The sequence below is a fragment of the Saccharothrix sp. 6-C genome, assembly GCF_016695385.1.
GTDB classification, from domain to species: Bacteria; Actinomycetota; Actinomycetes; order Mycobacteriales; family Pseudonocardiaceae; genus Actinosynnema; species Actinosynnema texasense.
In genome coordinates this window covers 2,159,981-2,174,691 of record NZ_CP064192.1, presented here as the reverse complement: position 1 = coordinate 2,174,691, position 14,711 = coordinate 2,159,981, and the positions used below count along the sequence as shown (strand labels likewise).

The following is a 14,711-nucleotide window of genomic DNA, read 5'->3' as shown; positions in this document are numbered from 1 at the left end:
CTACTTCCGCACGCCGCGGACGAAGAACACGCGGCGCACATCCGCCACGTCGCGCGGTGGCACCGGGTCGGGCCAGCGGCCGAAGTCCGCCCCGGGCTCGCCCGGCTGGTGGGCGACGGCGTCCACGCCGTGCCGCGCGAACAGCGACTCCGGCTCGTCGGAGCCGAACAGCCACGGGCAGCCCCAGCCCGCGAACAGGTCCAGCAGGCCCCGCATGTTCGGCAGGGTCAGCGCGGCGGCGTTGACCAGGTCGGCGGCGATCACGCTGCCCGGCGCGGTCACCCCGCGCACCCGCTCCAGCACGTGGTGCACGTCGTCCTCGGGGAGGTAGTACAGCAGCCCCTCCAGCAGCCACGTGGACGGCGCCGCGGGGTCGTAGCCGGCCGCGGCCAGCTCGTCCTCCCAGTCGTCGCGCAGGTCCACCGCGACCGTGGTGCGGTCCACGTGCGGTGTCGCGCCGATGTCGCGCAGGACGGCTTCCTTGAGCGCCACCACGGGCGGGCGGTCGATCTCGAACACCCGCACCCCTGCCGGCCAGTCCAGCCGGAACGGCCGCGTGTCCATTCCCGCCGGTGCGATCACCACCTGCCGCCCCTCGGGCGTGCGGGCGGCCTCGGACAGCAGGTCGTCGAAGAACCGGGTGCGGATGGCGTTGTAGTCGGGCGTGCTGGGCAGCGTGCGCGCGGCGTCCACCGGGAACGTCGTCGCCCGCAGCTCGGCCAGCAGGCCCGGTCCGACCGCACCCGCGAGCACCTCCGCGAACGGGTCCTCGTACAGCCGGTCGGGTCGACGCGTCTCGGCGGCGCGGAGCGCGGCGGTCAGCAGCGCGGTCCGTTCCACGGAGTCCAGCAGGCTGCCGGTGTCGGTGGTCATGTGGTGTCAGTCCTCCCCCTCGCGCGCGCCGACCAGCCGTTCCCAGTCGGCTTGGTCCTGGCGGAACAGCTTGTCCTTGACCTGTGCGGGACGGGTGCCTTCGGCCACCCGCCGGTGCCAGTCCCGCTGGAACGCGTCGGCGTCCAGGAGCGTGAGCTCCGGTCCGGCCAGTCGGCCCCGCGCCCGGGCGGAGTCGTAGCCGGCGGACCGGGCGCGCAACGCGGCGTCCAGGCGTTCACCGATCCGAGTGGTCTCGTCCCCGCTCCACGGCGTGTACGGGGCGAGCGCGAACTCGTAGCGCGGGGTGGCGCCGACGACCCGGCACGACGCGTTGCGCACCTCCAGGCCGGATTCGGCCAGGGCCGTGGACAACGCGCCCACCACGTGCGACTCGCGCAGCCGCTCCCCCACCGCGTCGCTGGGTGTCGCCCGGCCCGCGTACTCGACCCGGGCGACGCCGCCGAGTCCGTCCACCACCCGGACCACGTCGCCGCCCGCGTACCGGTACATACCGCCGACGTGGCTGTAGACGACCTGGTACTCCCCACCCGGCTCCAGCTCGTGCGCCTGCAGGGTCTCGGCGCCGGCGCCGATGGGCAGGTCCGCGGGCACGAACTCGTACACCGAAGCCGTGACGACGAGGCTGCCGGCGCGGGGGTGGCGGTCCAGCGTCACGGCGGTCGGGCCTTCGGACGCGGCCACAGGTGCGGGCAGCACGTCCACACCGATGCCGTAGTCCTCCCGCAGGCGCGGGAGGTACAGGGACGCGACGCCGCCCGTCCAGCAGAACACCACGCGCAGGTTGGGCCACACGTGGGCCGGGCGGACCGGCGAGAAACGCCGGGCCAGGGCCTCCAGCTCGGCCGCGCGGGCCGGATCGGGGTCGGCGACCGCCCGGCCGCCCACCGTGCCGTCGCGGACCTCGCGCACGATGCGCTCCCACCACAGCGTGAGCTGGTAGGGCAGTGCCGCGACCGCCGCCGGGTTGATCCCGATCACGCAGCGCAGGTCAGCCCCGACCGCCAGCCGCAGGCGCAGGTACGCCTTCTCCAGGTGGTCGTCCGCCGCGACCTCCACCGGCAGCGCCGCCCACCGCGCGGACGTCCCGGGTTCGGCCGACAGCGGCTCGCCGAACGCCGCGCCGAAGTCCACCTGGCTCGCGCCCAGGTGCGGGCGACCGTCCCCGGTCAGCTTCGGCACCGGCAGCGGGTCCTGCTTGAGGTTGAGCACCGCGTCCGCGCCCACGACATCGGGGTGGTGCTCGACCATCGACGCCCAGGCCGCGTAGAAGAACGGGAAGAAGCTCGTGCGCATGAACCTCGGCGTCACCGGCACCTTCTTGTGCGCCCCGGTGCTGCCGCTGCTGGTGAAGTACACGACGGGGTCGTCCGCGGTGAGGACGTTGCGCTCGCCGGCGGCCATCCGCTCGATCCACGGCTCCAGCCCGTCGTACCCGTGCACGGGTACGGCGCGGCGGTACTCGTCGAGCGTGCGGATGCGGCCGAAGCCGTGCTCGCGGCCGAACTCCGTGCCGGCGTTGAAGTCCAGCAGGTCGTGCAGCACCCGCTGCTGCCACGCCCGCGCCTCGCCCAGGGCGCGGGTCAGCACGTCACGCTCGTGGAAGACCCGTTTCCGGTAGTCACCCACGTGCGCGGCGCTCCAGCCCCGTTCAGGCGAACTCACGCCGCACCGCCTCCCGGACCCGCGTCACGGTCGCGTCGAGGTCCGACTCGGGCAGGTGCTCGACCGGCAGGTGCCCCGATTCCTCTTCGAGGAGGGCCCGCAAATCGGTCTGGAACAGCGCGAACGCGTCGCGGTCGACGTGCTCGCCGTGGAACTCGAGCTGGTTCGCCGCCGCGCCCCGGGAACTGCGCTCCCAGGCCGTCATCGGGTCGACGTCGAGGAAGAGCGCCCGGCTCGGCTGCGGGAACCCGCGCCACCAGCCGAACACCGCCGGGTCCGCGTCGATCAGGCGGCACTTGGCGAGGATCTTGTAGTAGTAGGAGTCCACGACGACCGGGTCCCCCGACCCGCCGGTGGGCAACTGGTCCCGCAGGTGCACCACGGCCGTCTGCAGCAGGCTCGCCACCACGTCGGCGGAGTGGTGTTTGCCCAGGCCGGGCAGCGTTTCGTTGAACAGGACCGACTTCAACCCGCGCATCGCGTCGTGCTCGGGAGCGAGGAACTGGTCGTCCACGGACACCAGCCGCCAGCCTGGCTCGTGCCGGGCCAGCTCACGCATCACCGCTGACTTCCCGGCGTAATCGGTACCCACCAGAACCAGGAAACCGGGGTCACCCAAGGTGCTTCCTTCCGTTGCGGGACAGAGATCGATCCACCGTGGCGAGCACGGGAGGGTCCGCCGACCGGCGGCGGCGCGCCGACGGCCCGACCAGGACCGCGAGGCGGGCGCACAGCGCCGGAACGGCGCGCGAACAGCACTGGAGGGCCGGCCGGGGCGCGGGATCCGGCCGGCCCTCCAGTGGCCGGGGGCCTCAGCCGAAGCGCAGCGGCAGCTCGTTCGGGCCGGTGATGCCCATCGCCGGGCGCCACGTCACCTCGCCCGCCACGTTCGGCGGAGGCAGGCGGCGCGCCAGCGCGGGCAGCGCCTCGGCCAGTTCGAGGCGGGCCAGCGGCGCGCCCAAGCAGTAGTGCGGGCCGCCGCCGAACTGGAGCACGGCGTTCTGGCGCGGCACCCGGATGTCGAACACGTCGCCGCCCGGGAACGCCCGCGGGTCGCGGTGGGCGGCCTGCACGCCGATCATGAACAGGAACCCGCCGGGCAGCGTCTCGCCCTTGAACTCGTAGTCGTCCGGGGTGAACCGGTAGACGGCGTTGGACGACGGCACCCAGCGCATGACCTCCTCGACGGCCTGCGCGGTCAGCTCCGGGTTCTCGCCGAGCAGCTTCCACTGGTCCTGGTGCTGGGAGAAGGTGTGCACCGCGTTGCCGAGCTGGAGCCGGGTGGTGTCGTGCGCGGCGAACACCATCGTCACCACGAGGTTGCGCAGCTCCGCCTCGGTCGCGGTCTGCTCGGCCTTCCGCACCGAGACCAGCGCCGAGATCAGGTCGTCGGTCGGGTTGGCCTCCTTGTCGGCCATCAGCTGGTCGACGTAGCCGTACAGCCCCTTGACCGCCGCTTCGACCTTCGCCGGGATGTCGCCGCCCGCGGCGAGGCTGAACACCAGGCCGATGTCGGAGCTCCACTGCCGGAACGTCGGGAAGTCCGCGGCGGGCACGCCCAGCAGTTCGGTCATCACGGCCAGCGGCACCTGGTCGGCGAAGGCCTCGATGAACTCGACCTCCCCGGCCTCGGCGAGCTCGTCCGCCAGGTGCTCGGCGCGCTGCTTGATCAGCGGGCGGAGGCCCTCGATCATGCGCGGGGTGAACGCCTTGTTCACCAGGCTCCGCAACCGGCGGTGCTCCGCGCCGTCGTGGTTGACCATCGCGGGCACGAACCAGTCGTAGGTGAAGGTGTCCTCGGCGATGCCGTTCTGCTCCATGAAGCCCTTGCCGTTGTGCGTCATCCGCGCGTCGCGGACCAGCTCCTGGGCTTCGGCGTAGCGCAGCACGAGGCGCGCGCCCAGCGGGGTGTCGGCGTACCAGTGCCGCTCCTGGGCCTGGGCGACCTCGGGTGAGTCGAACCGGAAGTCCGGGTCGACGACGTTGAGGAACGGGGCCTCGCCGGCCACCGGGACGGGAGGGGTTTCGGTCGACATGCCTTACCTCTCTGTTGACGCTCGACGGGCCGTGGAGCTGGCGGGGCTGACTCCGTTCGGACGAAGGTGACCTGACTCTCATACGAGAGGCATCGTAGTACGAGGAATGTCGAATTACGAGAGCTCGCGTAACATGGGCTTCGTGCTGGCGCACCCGGACCAGCCGACCCGAGCGAGGAGTGAGGGCGAACCGCCGTGGCGACCGTGACGAGCAGCCGAGACCTCCCCCACCCGTCACTGGAGGAGATCCGCCTCGAGAGCGTCCTGCACGCGCTGGCGGACCCGATCCGGATGCGCATGGTGCGCGATCTGGCGACGACCGACGGCGGCATGTCCTGCTCCGCCTTCGACGTGCCGGTCTCGGCGTCGACGGCGACCTACCACTTCCGGGTGCTGCGCGAGAGCGGCGTGATCCGGCAGGCCTACAAGGGCACCGCCAAGGTGAGCTGGCTGCGCCAGGACGACCTGGCCAAGCTGTTCCCCGGCCTCCTGGACTCCATGGTGGAGGCGTCCACGCGCCAGTCCGGCCGTCTCGGCGAGGCGTCCTAGCCTCCCGACCGCGCGGGCTCGCGGCGCGGTTCGGACCACAACCGGGTGAGCGGGCGCTCGACCACGGCGTAGAGCACCCAAGCCGCCAGCACTGAGGTCACCAGGAACGCGGCGATGAGCAGCACCGCCCAACCGGGGGCGAAGTACGTGTCGGCGAACAGGGAGCGGAAGTACAGCAGCACCAGCCAGTGCGCGAGGTAGAAGCTGTACGAGATCTTGCCGAGGAACTCCATCGGCCGGTTGCGGAACCAGGTGGCCCGGCCGTCCCGGTCCGCGATCGCACCGGCCGCGATGAGCATGGCGGCCGGGAACACCATCGTCGCCCGCAGCGAGTACAGCACCGGCACGGCGTAGGACAGCAGGTACCCGGCGAGCAGCAACGCCGACGCCGCCGGGACGCCCACGTTGCGCCAGCGGCCCAGGAGCACCGCCCGCGCCACGAAGATGCCGAGCGCGAAGTCGAACAGCCGCGCCGCCGGGAGGATGTAGGCGAACCAGAACTGGTCGAGCGACTGCGTCGGCTCGTTCCCGACGACCTCGTCACCGGCCGGGATCACGGCGTAGGTCACAACGCAGGTCAGCACGATCGAGGCGAACGTGCCCCCGATCCAGTACTTGAGCTGCGCGCCCGGCACCTTCCGGGCGACCACGTACAACACCGGGAACATCAGGTAGAAGAACGCCTCCACGGACAGCGACCAGCCGGGGCTGTTCAGCGCCCAGAAGGTGGAGACGTCGGGCACCCAGGACTGGAGCATGAAGATGTTGACGACGGCCTTCCACAGTTCCGTCTCCGGCGCCAGGACGGCCCAGGCGATGACCAGCGTCACCAGGTAAGGCGGGACGACCTTGGCCGCGCGGCGGCGCCAGAACCGCGGCGTGGTGTCGCCACCGCGGGCCGACCAGGTGAGGATGAAGCCGCTGAGCACGAAGAAGAACGTCACACCCAGCCCGCCCGCCGGGGCGAACACGCGGTAGACGTCCGCGACGAGGTCCTGGTCGGCGAACAGGGTGATGTTCGGGAACGGCAGCGAGACGTGGAACAGGAACACCGCGAGCGCGGCGACGAAACGCAGGCCGGTGAGCGACGGGAGTCGCGCGTTCCGGCCCTGCGGCACGGTTCTTCCGGTGGCGGGCACGACGCCGGTCGCGGTGGCCGTGGACTCCCCACCCAATCTGTCAACACTCATGAGACCCCTCACATCCTCATAAAGCCGTACCGGCGCCTTCGCGGACACCGGGACGCGCACGACCGCCGGCCGGCGACGCGCGGGCACCGCCGATCCGCGTGACCCGACGGCTGGCCGGCGGAATCACCACCGGCGCGACGCGCGGGCACGACCGACGCGACCGGCGAATTCCGGCGCGCGGATCAGCGCTCGGCGCGGTGGTGCGCGCGCCTGTTCGTTCATGGTTGTCGTCGAGGCTTCCACGCATTCACGTGGCCCTGCTTCCACCTGTTCTTGGTATTGTTTCCGAAGCTGCGGGTACGCATCCTCGAACACCATGTGACGCCCCCCGAGGACGATGACGAATAGTGTCGGCGGTGACCCTGTGGGAGTCAAGGTGGCCAATGTCAGGACTATGTCAGAGCTTTGTCAAGCAGTACGCGGGCCGGACCTGCGCCTCGGCCACACCGTGTCAGGCAATGTCAGGCGGCGGTGCGACCCGGGTGAGGACGGCGGAAAAGACCGGTACCGCGAGGGGTCGTCGAATTCATCCGGGAGACGGCTCTGCCGAGATCATCGGGGCGCCGAGCACGCGGCAGCCGGCGCCGCGGATGCCGCTCAGCGGGACGAGGGCGCGTTCCGGCCACTGTACGAGCATGCTTCGACTTTCGGTACGAATGCGTCCGGATACCGTCGGAGAGGAAGCCGTGAAGGTCGTCCTCCGCCTCGTCGGACCTCCTGGTGCGCCCGCCTGCGGAGGATAGTCCATCCGGGCGATCATAATTAATAGATAACACAGGTAGACTGTTACCGTGATGTAACCGGCGCATATTAGCGTCTCACCCAGGGGTGAACGAGCTTTTCCGGGCACCAGCCACGCCCGCAGTGGGCCGAGAACCAGCCGGCCGCGCCGATGTAAGACCTGGGGGTCTACATGCGCACGTCGTTGCAATTGTCCGGCGCCTGGTCCGACACCGTCACCCGAGCACCGGGGGCGACGGTAGACCCGTCGGGCAGTTCGATCGGGTATCCGCTTTCCGAGCGACCCGACACCCGGTCCTGCGGGGATGAGGCCGGGGGAATCCACGACGTGCCCGCGCGGCGGCCGTCGATAGGGGGCGTTCCCGAAGTGGCTCTTCCGGTATGCCGGCCGGGCCGAGCGCACCCCAGTATCTTCTCGGCGCACCGTGGGGCGACGAATCGCCCGGTACCCGTGCCGGCCACCGCAGGAAAGGCGCTGTCTGATGTCCTCGTCGAATCGCGGCGGGGTCGACGATGTCAGCGGCACGCCGTCCGGGCGCGGACGGCCGACGCTCGACCGGCGCGCACCCGTCGGACGTTTCAGCAGGTCGTTTCCCATCCGCCGCAGGCCGATCCCGGCGTCGCCCCGCTTACCGTCCGCACGCCGGGCCGGTCCCGGTGCGGCGCGTCCGGACCCGGCCCGTGCAAGCGGTTCCTCGACGGTGCGTCGCACGATTCGTCGTAGTGCACCGCACGCTCGTGTTCCACGGTCGATACGTCGCACGGCGATTGGTTTCCGAACGCCGGTCGGACCAGGCGCGGGACTGGGGTGCCCGTCGCGCTGCGGTGATCCACCCACCGATGGTGTGGGCATTCGTGAGTCCGGGTACGCGCATCACATCCGGCTGACGAAGTGGTGATCCACTTCGATTCCCCGAACATGCACGTCGCGACGCTATTCCGGCGAGGGATTATGGTACATGTACTTGTGGTAGAAGAGCGCGATGCTGTGGCCGAATCGATGATCCGCGGCCTTCGCCGTCAGGGTGGTTACGACGCCGACCAGGTCAGCACAGGTTCGGAAGCGCTGGAAACGTACCCGAAAGCAGATCTGGTGCTGCTCAGCCTCGAACTGCCCGACATCGACGGGCTGGAGGTCTGCCGGTCCATCAGAGCGGTCAGCGACGTTCCCATCATCGCCATCGCGGGCCGGGACACCGAACTCGACCGGGTCCTCGCGCTCCAGGCGGGATCGGACGACTGCGTCACCAAGACGTGCGGCTCACGCGAGATCATGGCGCGGATAGAGGCCGTGATGCGGCGGGCGTACCGCCCGACCCGTGCGTCCGACACCATCTCGCTGTGCCCGCTGCAGATAGACCGGCGGTCCAGAGAGGTCCTGCTGCGCGGCGAGAAGATCAACGTCACGGCCAAGGAGTTCGACCTCCTGTGCCTCCTCGCGACCAACCCGCAAACGGTCGTGTCGCGCAAGGAGCTGATGGCGACGATCTGGGACAACACGTGGACCGATTCGAGCCGGACGATCGACACGCACGTCAGCAGCCTGCGCGGCAAGCTCGGTGCCAGCACGTGGATATTGACCGTCCGCGGCGTCGGCTACCGGATGGGCCACGACTGCCCGAACGCCATCGCGGCCGGGTGAGGCGGACCGCGACCGGCGGGGTCCACGACGAGTGGGCCCCGCCCGCGCTCGTTCAGGCCGCCACCGGCTCCTGCGGTCCCAGCCGGGTCAGCAGGGGGTGCGTCGCGGGCAGTCCGACCTCGCGCAGCACCCACCACGCACTGGCGAGGTTGGACGACAGCAGCGCGCGCCCGGTCCCCCGCGCCAGGTGCGCCAGGGCGTCCAGGGTGAACATGCCGGTGCCCGTGCACAGCACCGCCGTGTCGTCGGGCAACTCCTCGCGGCCCAGCTTCTCCAGCAGCTGTTCGGTGGTCACCCGGTAGGGGTCGTAGCGCTCGCCCGCAGGCACGAGCACGACCCGGTCCACGGCCAGGCCCGCCTTGAGCCAGAACTCCCGCGACACGTCGGTGAGCCACGGCTCGTAAGGCGACACGAGCACCAGCCGGTCCACGCCCAGCGCCTCGCACGCCCGCAGGATCGCCTGGGTGGACGACGTCACCGGGTACCCGAGGCGCTCACCCAGTTCCGCGCAGAAGGCCCGGTCCCCGTCGGGCTCCAGCAGGTAGTGCGACGCGCTGCACGACACGATCGCCGCGTCCAGCGCCAAGGCGCCGAACCCGCCGAGGACGTCGGGAAGCACCTCGTTGTAGGTCCTGAGCATTTCCAGGAGCCCGAGGCCCGGCGTGACCGGGAAGCGGGACGTGTACAGGTTGACGTCCGAGCCGATCAACCGGCCGAACTCGGGCTCGGCGGTCGGGTTTTCCGGTGGGACGATGATCCCGAGCCGGGGAGCGGGTATCCGTGCCACGTTTCACACCTTCCTGTCGAAATGGACGATCGCGGCGCACGCGGCCGAGAGCCGGGAGGCGACGCCACCGGCGCGCGCGAGGTATCGATGACAGTTCGGTTGGAATCTCTCCGGGTGGCTCTTCGCGATTCCGCAGTGGGCTTCGGCCTGCCGTATTCGGCCATTCGCACCGACCTCTGCGGTCATCTCGTCCCCGCTGCGCGCCGCGGTTCAAGGAATTAGCAGTTCGCCCGCACCGCCGCTACCCCCACTAACACCCCTGACAGACTCATGACAAATTTTGACGTTTCTCTGACGTGCCCGCACTTGACGCCCCGTTGGCGACCTAAGAAGCTTGTTCCACAAGTTCGGCGCATAGCTTTCGAGCTGCCTCACGGACACCCGGCACATCTTTCCAGGATTAATCGGGAATCCGCAGTCGTCAATCAACAGAAGAAAAAGGGGTGATCAACCGTGACCGTGTCCGAGACCGGCGCGGGCCTGCGGCCTGACGCCGGTGGCGTCCGGGGCCCGACCCGGCCGCTGCCGCTGATCTCCGACGCCACGCTGCGGGACTCCGCGCACATGGCCGCCGTGGAGTTCCAACCCGAGGAGTCGGCGCGCATCGCGCGACTGCTGGTCACCGTCGGCATCGAGAAGGTCGAGGTCGGGATGATCTCCGGCCCGAACTCGCACGACGCCCCGCACATCCTCGCCGTGCACGAGGAGATCGGCGTGGACCGCAGCATGAGCCTGCTCATGGTGCGCGACCGCGACCAGGTCGCGAAGGCGTTGGACGAGGCTGAGCGGCTGGGTGTGAGGTCGTTGATGCTGTCCATCCCGACCTCGGCCGAGCACGCCGCGCTCAAACTCCGGTCGCCGAGCCTGAAGTACCTGCTCAACCTGCTCAAGCAGGCCATCGAGCAGTGCAAGGAACGCGACATGCACGTCACCTTCAGCGGCGAGGACGCGGCCCGCGCCGAGCAGCAGCGGCTCAACACCTACGTGGCGGCCGGGTTCGCGGCGGGCGGCGACCGGTTCCGGCTGGCCGAGACCGTGGCCTACCTGTCCCCCTGGCAGATGTACGACAAGATCAAGCCGCTGGCGGAGATCGACGGCGCGGAGATCGAGATCCACTCCCACAACATGCTCGGCATGGCCGTCGCCAACTCCCTGGCCGCCTACGAGGCGGGCGCGGCGTGGATCTCGGCGACGGTCGCCGGGGTGGGCGAGCGGGGCGGCAACGCACCCCTGGCCGAGATCCTCACGTCGCTGCGGGTCGTCTACGACGACAAGCGCTACGACCTGTCGCACCTGACCGAGCTCACCGCGAGCGTGCTGGACACCCGGACGACCGGCCTGGACCGGGGCTTCATGTCGGGCCCGACGACGCCGCACGCGTTCGCGTACGAATTGGCCGGCCAGCTCATGCACCCCTCCGCGTACGAAACGATCGCCCCCGAAGAAGTGGGCAACGAACGCGGTCTGCGCGTGCGCACGCGGCTCACCCCGGCACTGGTCGAATGGGCGCTACTGGGCTCGGACACCGAGGTGGACGACACCGCGGCGTTCACCAAGTGGCTCATCACCCGACAGGAGGAGGAAGGCGCCCCGCCGCTCGACCGGGAGGCCATCCGCGAGCACGCCGCCGAATTCCGGCTCAAGTGAAATCGTCCACGGAAACAGCACAGGAGAACAAGGCGATGTCCCAGCTCCTCACCGGCGTGTGCCCCGAGTGCGAAACCGATCTGACCACGCCGCCGCTCGTGACCGGCGAGACGTTGTCCTGTCCGGAATGCCTGCTGACGCTCCGCGTCGACGACATCCGGGATGGCCGGCTCTCGCTGCAGATGATCGAAGTCCAACTCCGCGACTGGGGCCAGTGAGCCATGAGCCGTGAACCGCTGTGAGCGAGCCACCGGAAGGGGTGCAGAAAATGGGCGGCAGAGTTGCCATCGTGGCGGACCGCATCAGCTGGGAGGAACGCAGGCTCCTCTCGGCGGGATCGGGCACCGGTTTGGAGATCGAGTGGGCCAATGACGAGGCGTTGTGCCTGGGCGACCCGGACGCGGCTGCGTTGAGCAGCTACGACGCCGTCCTCATCCGCAGCCGCAGCTACACCCGCGGCGGCCTGCTCGCGACGCTCGCGAAGTCGGCGAAGATCCTCACCCTCAACTCGCCCGAGGCCATCCACGCCTGCGAGAACAAGCTGATCCTGCGGGCGCTGCTGCGCGAGGCCGGGGTGCCGGTGCCGGACTTCCGGCTCGTGGTGTCCCGCAAGGACTTCGAGAAGGCGGTCACGGAACTGCCGTTCCCCCTCGTGCTCAAGCCGGTCTTCGGCGGCATGGGCAAGCGGGTGACGCTGCTGCGCGACGCCGACACGGCCCAGTCGGTCTACGACTACGTCGAGGACCTCGGCCACGCGTTCGAGCAGGCGTGCCTGGTCGAGCCCTACCTCGGCAGCCGGTCCGTGCGCTGCCTGGTCGTCGGCCGCGAGCCGGTCGCGATCGCCGAGTTCGAGTCCAACGGCACGGACTGGCGCAACAACGCGGCCATCGGCTCCACGCACCGCGCGCTGGCCGCCGAGCCGGCCCTGGTGGACCTCCTGGGCCAGGTGGTCGACTGCCTGGGCGAGGGCATCTACGGCGTGGACCTGTTCCGCACCGGGAACGGCTTCCTGGTCAACGAGGTCAACCACGCACCCGGCTTCCGGGCTGTCGCGACCGCGTCGGACATCGACGTGGCGGCGGCGATCTCGAAGTACGTGCGGGAGCGACTGGGATGACCGACCAGACGATCCGGGTCGGCGTGATCGGCGCGTCCGGTCTCGCCGGTGGCGAGCTGATCCGACTCATCCTGGGGCACCCGGACCTGACCCTGACCTACCTCGGCGGCAGCTCGAGCGCGGGCAGGCGCCCGTCGGAGCTGCACCCGGGGCTGCGGCAGGACCTCGGGCTGGTGATCGAGGCGGTGGACGTGGACGCCATCGCCCGGCGCTGCGACGTGGTGCTGCTGTCCACACCCGCCCCGGTGTCGGCGGAGCTGGCCGAGCGGCTCGTGGACCGCGTGCAGGCGGTGGTGGACCTCAGCGGCGCGTTCCGCATCCGGTCCTCCGAGCTGCACGACAAGTGGTACCCGAAGGTGAAGCGGTCACCGGAGCTGGTGGACCGGGCCGTGTACGGCGTGCCCGAGCTGATCGGTGACGAGCTGGTGGGCGCTTCCCTGATCTCGCTGCCCGGCTGCTACGCCACGGCGATCACGCTCGGCCTCGCACCGCTGGTGCTCTCCCTCGGCCTGAACCTCGACCGGGTCATCGTGGACGGCAAGTCCGGCTCCAGCGGCGGCGGCGTGCACCTGCGCACCGCGGACCTGCACCCGTACCGGGCGGGGGCCATCGCGCCGTACGCGCCCGGCGGGCACCGGCACGGCGCGGAGGTGGCCGACTTCCTGTCACGGCGCAAGCCCGGCACGATCCGGTCCGTGTCGATGTCCGCGCACGGCGTCGCGATCGTCCGCGGCCTGCTGGTGACGTGCTACGTGCTGACCGAGGACGAGGTGGACCACCGCACGTTGTCCCGCGCCTACCTGCGGTTCTACAAGGGGCACAAGTTCGTCCGCGTGCGCCGCCCCGACGAGACGCTGATCCCGGTGCCCGACCCGCAGGCGACGCACGGGTCCAACTACTGCGACGTCACGGCCGTGCACGACGTCGACGGCGACCGGATCGTCGTGCTGGCCGCGCTGGACAACCTGGTGAAGGGTGCGGCGGGCCAGGCGTTGCAAGTGATCAACAAGCGTTACGAGCTGCCCGAGGACACGGGCCTGACCATGCAGCCGGTGATGCCCGCATGACCGCCATCGACACCGTGGTGAAGCTCGGCGGCAGCAGCGTCGACCAGCTCACCGACCAGTGGTGGGACGACCTGGCGCGGCACGCGCGGACCAGCCGCATCGCGCTCGTCCACGGCTGGTCCAAGCCGTTGAAGCAGCTCAACCCCCGCTACACGCAGCCGGACGCGATCCTGCGCGACCGCTACGGCAACCAGAGCCGGTGGACCACGCCGGAGGTCATCGCCGACATCCACACCGTCAGCGACGACATCACCGGCCGGATCACCACCCTGCTGGACAAGCGCGACGTCGACGTGGCGCGCGTGCTGGGCAGCGACGGCGCGCTGTTCGCCGGTCCCGGTGAGCGCTGGTACTGGCGCGGCAAGGAACTCGTCGAGCTGGACAACCTGGTCGGTCCGATCGTGCGGGTGGATCCCGCGCCGCTGTCCGTGCCCGCGGGCGACCGACCGGGCGTGCTCGTCGTGACCCCGCTGGCGCGCGACCCCCGGGGCCGCGAGGTCAACGTCGACGGCGACCGGGCGGCGGCGGCCGTGGCCCGGGGCGCGGGGGCGTCCGCGCTCGTGCTCGTCACCGACGTGCCGTTCCTGCTGATCGACGACAAGCCGGTGCCGCGGATCAGCCGGCAGGACGCGGTGCGCTTCCGCGACCAGGGCGCGACCGGCGGGATGCGCAAGAAGCTGCGCGCCGCCGGCGAGGCGCTGGAGCACGGCGTGCGCCGCGTGATCATCGGCAGCGCCCCGCTGTCCGACCTGCTCGCCGAACGCACCGGCACCGTGATCACCGAGTCCGGAGAGGGGGAACAGGCATGAGCTCACCCCGTGTCCTCGTCGTGGACAACGGCAGCCTGTCCATCGACGCCGTGCAGAAGACGTTCCACGCCCTGGGCGTCGACAGCGACGTCACCAAGGCCACCGAGGTCCCGTCCGCGCTCGACGGCCGCTACCAAGGCCTCGTGCTCAGCGGGACGAAGGTGCGCGCCTACGACTCCGAGTACTACAAACCGCTGATCGACCTGGTCTTCAGCACGTCGGTCCCGGTGTGGGGCATCTGCGGCGGGATGCAGATCATCGCCACGGCCGCGGGTGCGGAGCTCAAGCCCGGCAAGTCGCGGGCGGGCACGCACGAGGCGCAGGTGGACCAGACCGAACCGGTGTTCGCCGAGGTCAAGCCGACCGTGCGGGTGTTCCAGCGGCACACCCTGTACGTGCAGGCCGCACCGGCGGGGTTCACCACCATCGGCTGGTCCGATGACGCGCCGGTGGAGTTCCTCCGCTCCGACGACGGCCGCATCTACGGCTCTCAGGCGCACCTGGAGTTCCGCAACGACGGGCGCAACATCCTCCGAGGTTTCGTCCAGCTCTTCAACTGACCGCCTCCAC

At 70.4% G+C, this 14,711-nt stretch carries 14 protein-coding genes; 8 read left to right on the top strand and 6 right to left on the bottom strand.

Annotation, left to right across the window (positions count from 1 at the left end):
- The 4 genes from IOD16_RS10035 to IOD16_RS10020 all read right to left on the bottom strand — a co-directional run bounded on the left by IOD16_RS10035 (window position 1) and on the right by IOD16_RS10020 (window position 4,592).
- On the bottom strand, window positions 1-873 hold the full coding sequence (locus tag IOD16_RS10035; protein ID WP_201439799.1) for an SAM-dependent methyltransferase: 873 nt from the start codon (window positions 871-873) through the stop codon (window positions 1-3).
- Window positions 874-879: 6 nt separating this feature from the next.
- On the bottom strand, window positions 880-2,556 hold the full coding sequence (locus tag IOD16_RS10030; protein ID WP_201439798.1) for a GH3 family domain-containing protein: 1,677 nt from the start codon (window positions 2,554-2,556) through the stop codon (window positions 880-882).
- Window positions 2,543-3,148: a hypothetical protein gene (locus IOD16_RS10025; protein WP_201439797.1), complete on the bottom strand. Its 606-nt coding sequence runs from the start codon at window positions 3,146-3,148 to the stop codon at window positions 2,543-2,545. Before IOD16_RS10025 ends, IOD16_RS10030 begins: the two co-directional genes overlap by 14 nt.
- A gap of 220 nt (window positions 3,149-3,368) precedes the next feature.
- Entirely contained in the window at window positions 3,369-4,592 is a 1,224-nt protein-coding gene (locus tag IOD16_RS10020) for a cytochrome P450 (RefSeq protein ID WP_201439796.1), read from the bottom strand.
- A 204-nt stretch (window positions 4,593-4,796) separates the two neighbouring features.
- On the opposite strand from IOD16_RS10020, the gene IOD16_RS10015 reads away from it, so the two are divergent.
- Window positions 4,797-5,141, top strand: a complete 345-nt coding sequence (locus tag IOD16_RS10015; protein WP_201439795.1) for an ArsR/SmtB family transcription factor — start codon at window positions 4,797-4,799, stop codon at window positions 5,139-5,141.
- Here the strand turns inward: IOD16_RS10015 and IOD16_RS10010 are convergent.
- Entirely contained in the window at window positions 5,138-6,331 is a 1,194-nt protein-coding gene (locus tag IOD16_RS10010) for an acyltransferase family protein (RefSeq protein WP_201439794.1), read from the bottom strand. The genes IOD16_RS10015 and IOD16_RS10010 overlap by 4 nt on opposite strands.
- Window positions 6,332-7,964: 1,633 nt before the next feature.
- Here IOD16_RS10010 and IOD16_RS10005 point away from each other — a divergent pair.
- Window positions 7,965-8,714 carry a response regulator transcription factor gene (locus IOD16_RS10005; protein ID WP_236594862.1) on the top strand — a complete coding sequence of 250 codons (750 nt, stop codon included), beginning with the start codon at window positions 7,965-7,967 and terminating at the stop codon, window positions 8,712-8,714.
- 52 nt (window positions 8,715-8,766) lie between these two features.
- On the opposite strand, the gene IOD16_RS10000 is transcribed toward IOD16_RS10005, so the two are convergent.
- A complete protein-coding gene (locus IOD16_RS10000; protein ID WP_201439793.1) occupies window positions 8,767-9,501 on the bottom strand; it encodes a maleate cis-trans isomerase family protein in 735 nt (244 codons plus the stop codon).
- Between the two features lie 453 nt (window positions 9,502-9,954).
- Here IOD16_RS10000 and IOD16_RS09995 point away from each other — a divergent pair, with 453 nt between their 5' ends.
- The 6 genes from IOD16_RS09995 (at window position 9,955) to IOD16_RS09970 (ending at window position 14,701) form a co-directional block, all read left to right on the top strand.
- The gene (locus IOD16_RS09995; RefSeq protein WP_201439792.1) at window positions 9,955-11,148 is read left to right on the top strand and encodes a hypothetical protein; all 1,194 of its coding nucleotides are present in this window, start codon (window positions 9,955-9,957) and stop codon (window positions 11,146-11,148) included.
- Between the two features lie 35 nt (window positions 11,149-11,183).
- Entirely contained in the window at window positions 11,184-11,366 is a 183-nt protein-coding gene (locus tag IOD16_RS09990) for a hypothetical protein (RefSeq protein ID WP_201439791.1), read from the top strand.
- A gap of 71 nt (window positions 11,367-11,437) precedes the next feature.
- A complete protein-coding gene (locus tag IOD16_RS09985; protein ID WP_201439790.1) occupies window positions 11,438-12,265 on the top strand; it encodes an ATP-grasp domain-containing protein in 828 nt (275 codons plus the stop codon).
- Window positions 12,262-13,332, top strand: coding sequence for an N-acetyl-gamma-glutamyl-phosphate reductase (gene argC / locus IOD16_RS09980; protein ID WP_201439789.1), 1,071 nt, complete (start codon window positions 12,262-12,264; stop codon window positions 13,330-13,332). The genes IOD16_RS09985 and argC overlap by 4 nt, the downstream gene beginning before the upstream one ends.
- Window positions 13,329-14,141 carry an amino acid kinase family protein gene (locus tag IOD16_RS09975; protein WP_201439788.1) on the top strand — a complete coding sequence of 271 codons (813 nt, stop codon included), beginning with the start codon at window positions 13,329-13,331 and terminating at the stop codon, window positions 14,139-14,141. Before argC ends, IOD16_RS09975 begins: the two co-directional genes overlap by 4 nt.
- Window positions 14,138-14,701, top strand: a complete 564-nt coding sequence (locus IOD16_RS09970; protein ID WP_123742531.1) for a glutamine amidotransferase-related protein — start codon at window positions 14,138-14,140, stop codon at window positions 14,699-14,701. Before IOD16_RS09975 ends, IOD16_RS09970 begins: the two co-directional genes overlap by 4 nt.
- The last annotated feature ends 10 nt before the right edge of the window (window positions 14,702-14,711 follow it).

Coding starts and splice junctions, on each gene's coding strand:
- IOD16_RS10035 (WP_201439799.1), bottom strand. CDS start 873: ATGACCACCGACACCGGCAGCCTGCTGGACTCCGTGGAACGGACCGCG.
- IOD16_RS10020 (WP_201439796.1), bottom strand. CDS start 4,592: ATGTCGACCGAAACCCCTCCCGTCCCGGTGGCCGGCGAGGCCCCGTTC.
- IOD16_RS10010 (WP_201439794.1), bottom strand. CDS start 6,331: ATGAGTGTTGACAGATTGGGTGGGGAGTCCACGGCCACCGCGACCGGC.
- IOD16_RS09990 (WP_201439791.1), top strand. CDS start 11,184: ATGTCCCAGCTCCTCACCGGCGTGTGCCCCGAGTGCGAAACCGATCTG.
- argC (WP_201439789.1), top strand. CDS start 12,262: ATGACCGACCAGACGATCCGGGTCGGCGTGATCGGCGCGTCCGGTCTC.
- IOD16_RS09975 (WP_201439788.1), top strand. CDS start 13,329: ATGACCGCCATCGACACCGTGGTGAAGCTCGGCGGCAGCAGCGTCGAC.
- IOD16_RS09970 (WP_123742531.1), top strand. CDS start 14,138: ATGAGCTCACCCCGTGTCCTCGTCGTGGACAACGGCAGCCTGTCCATC.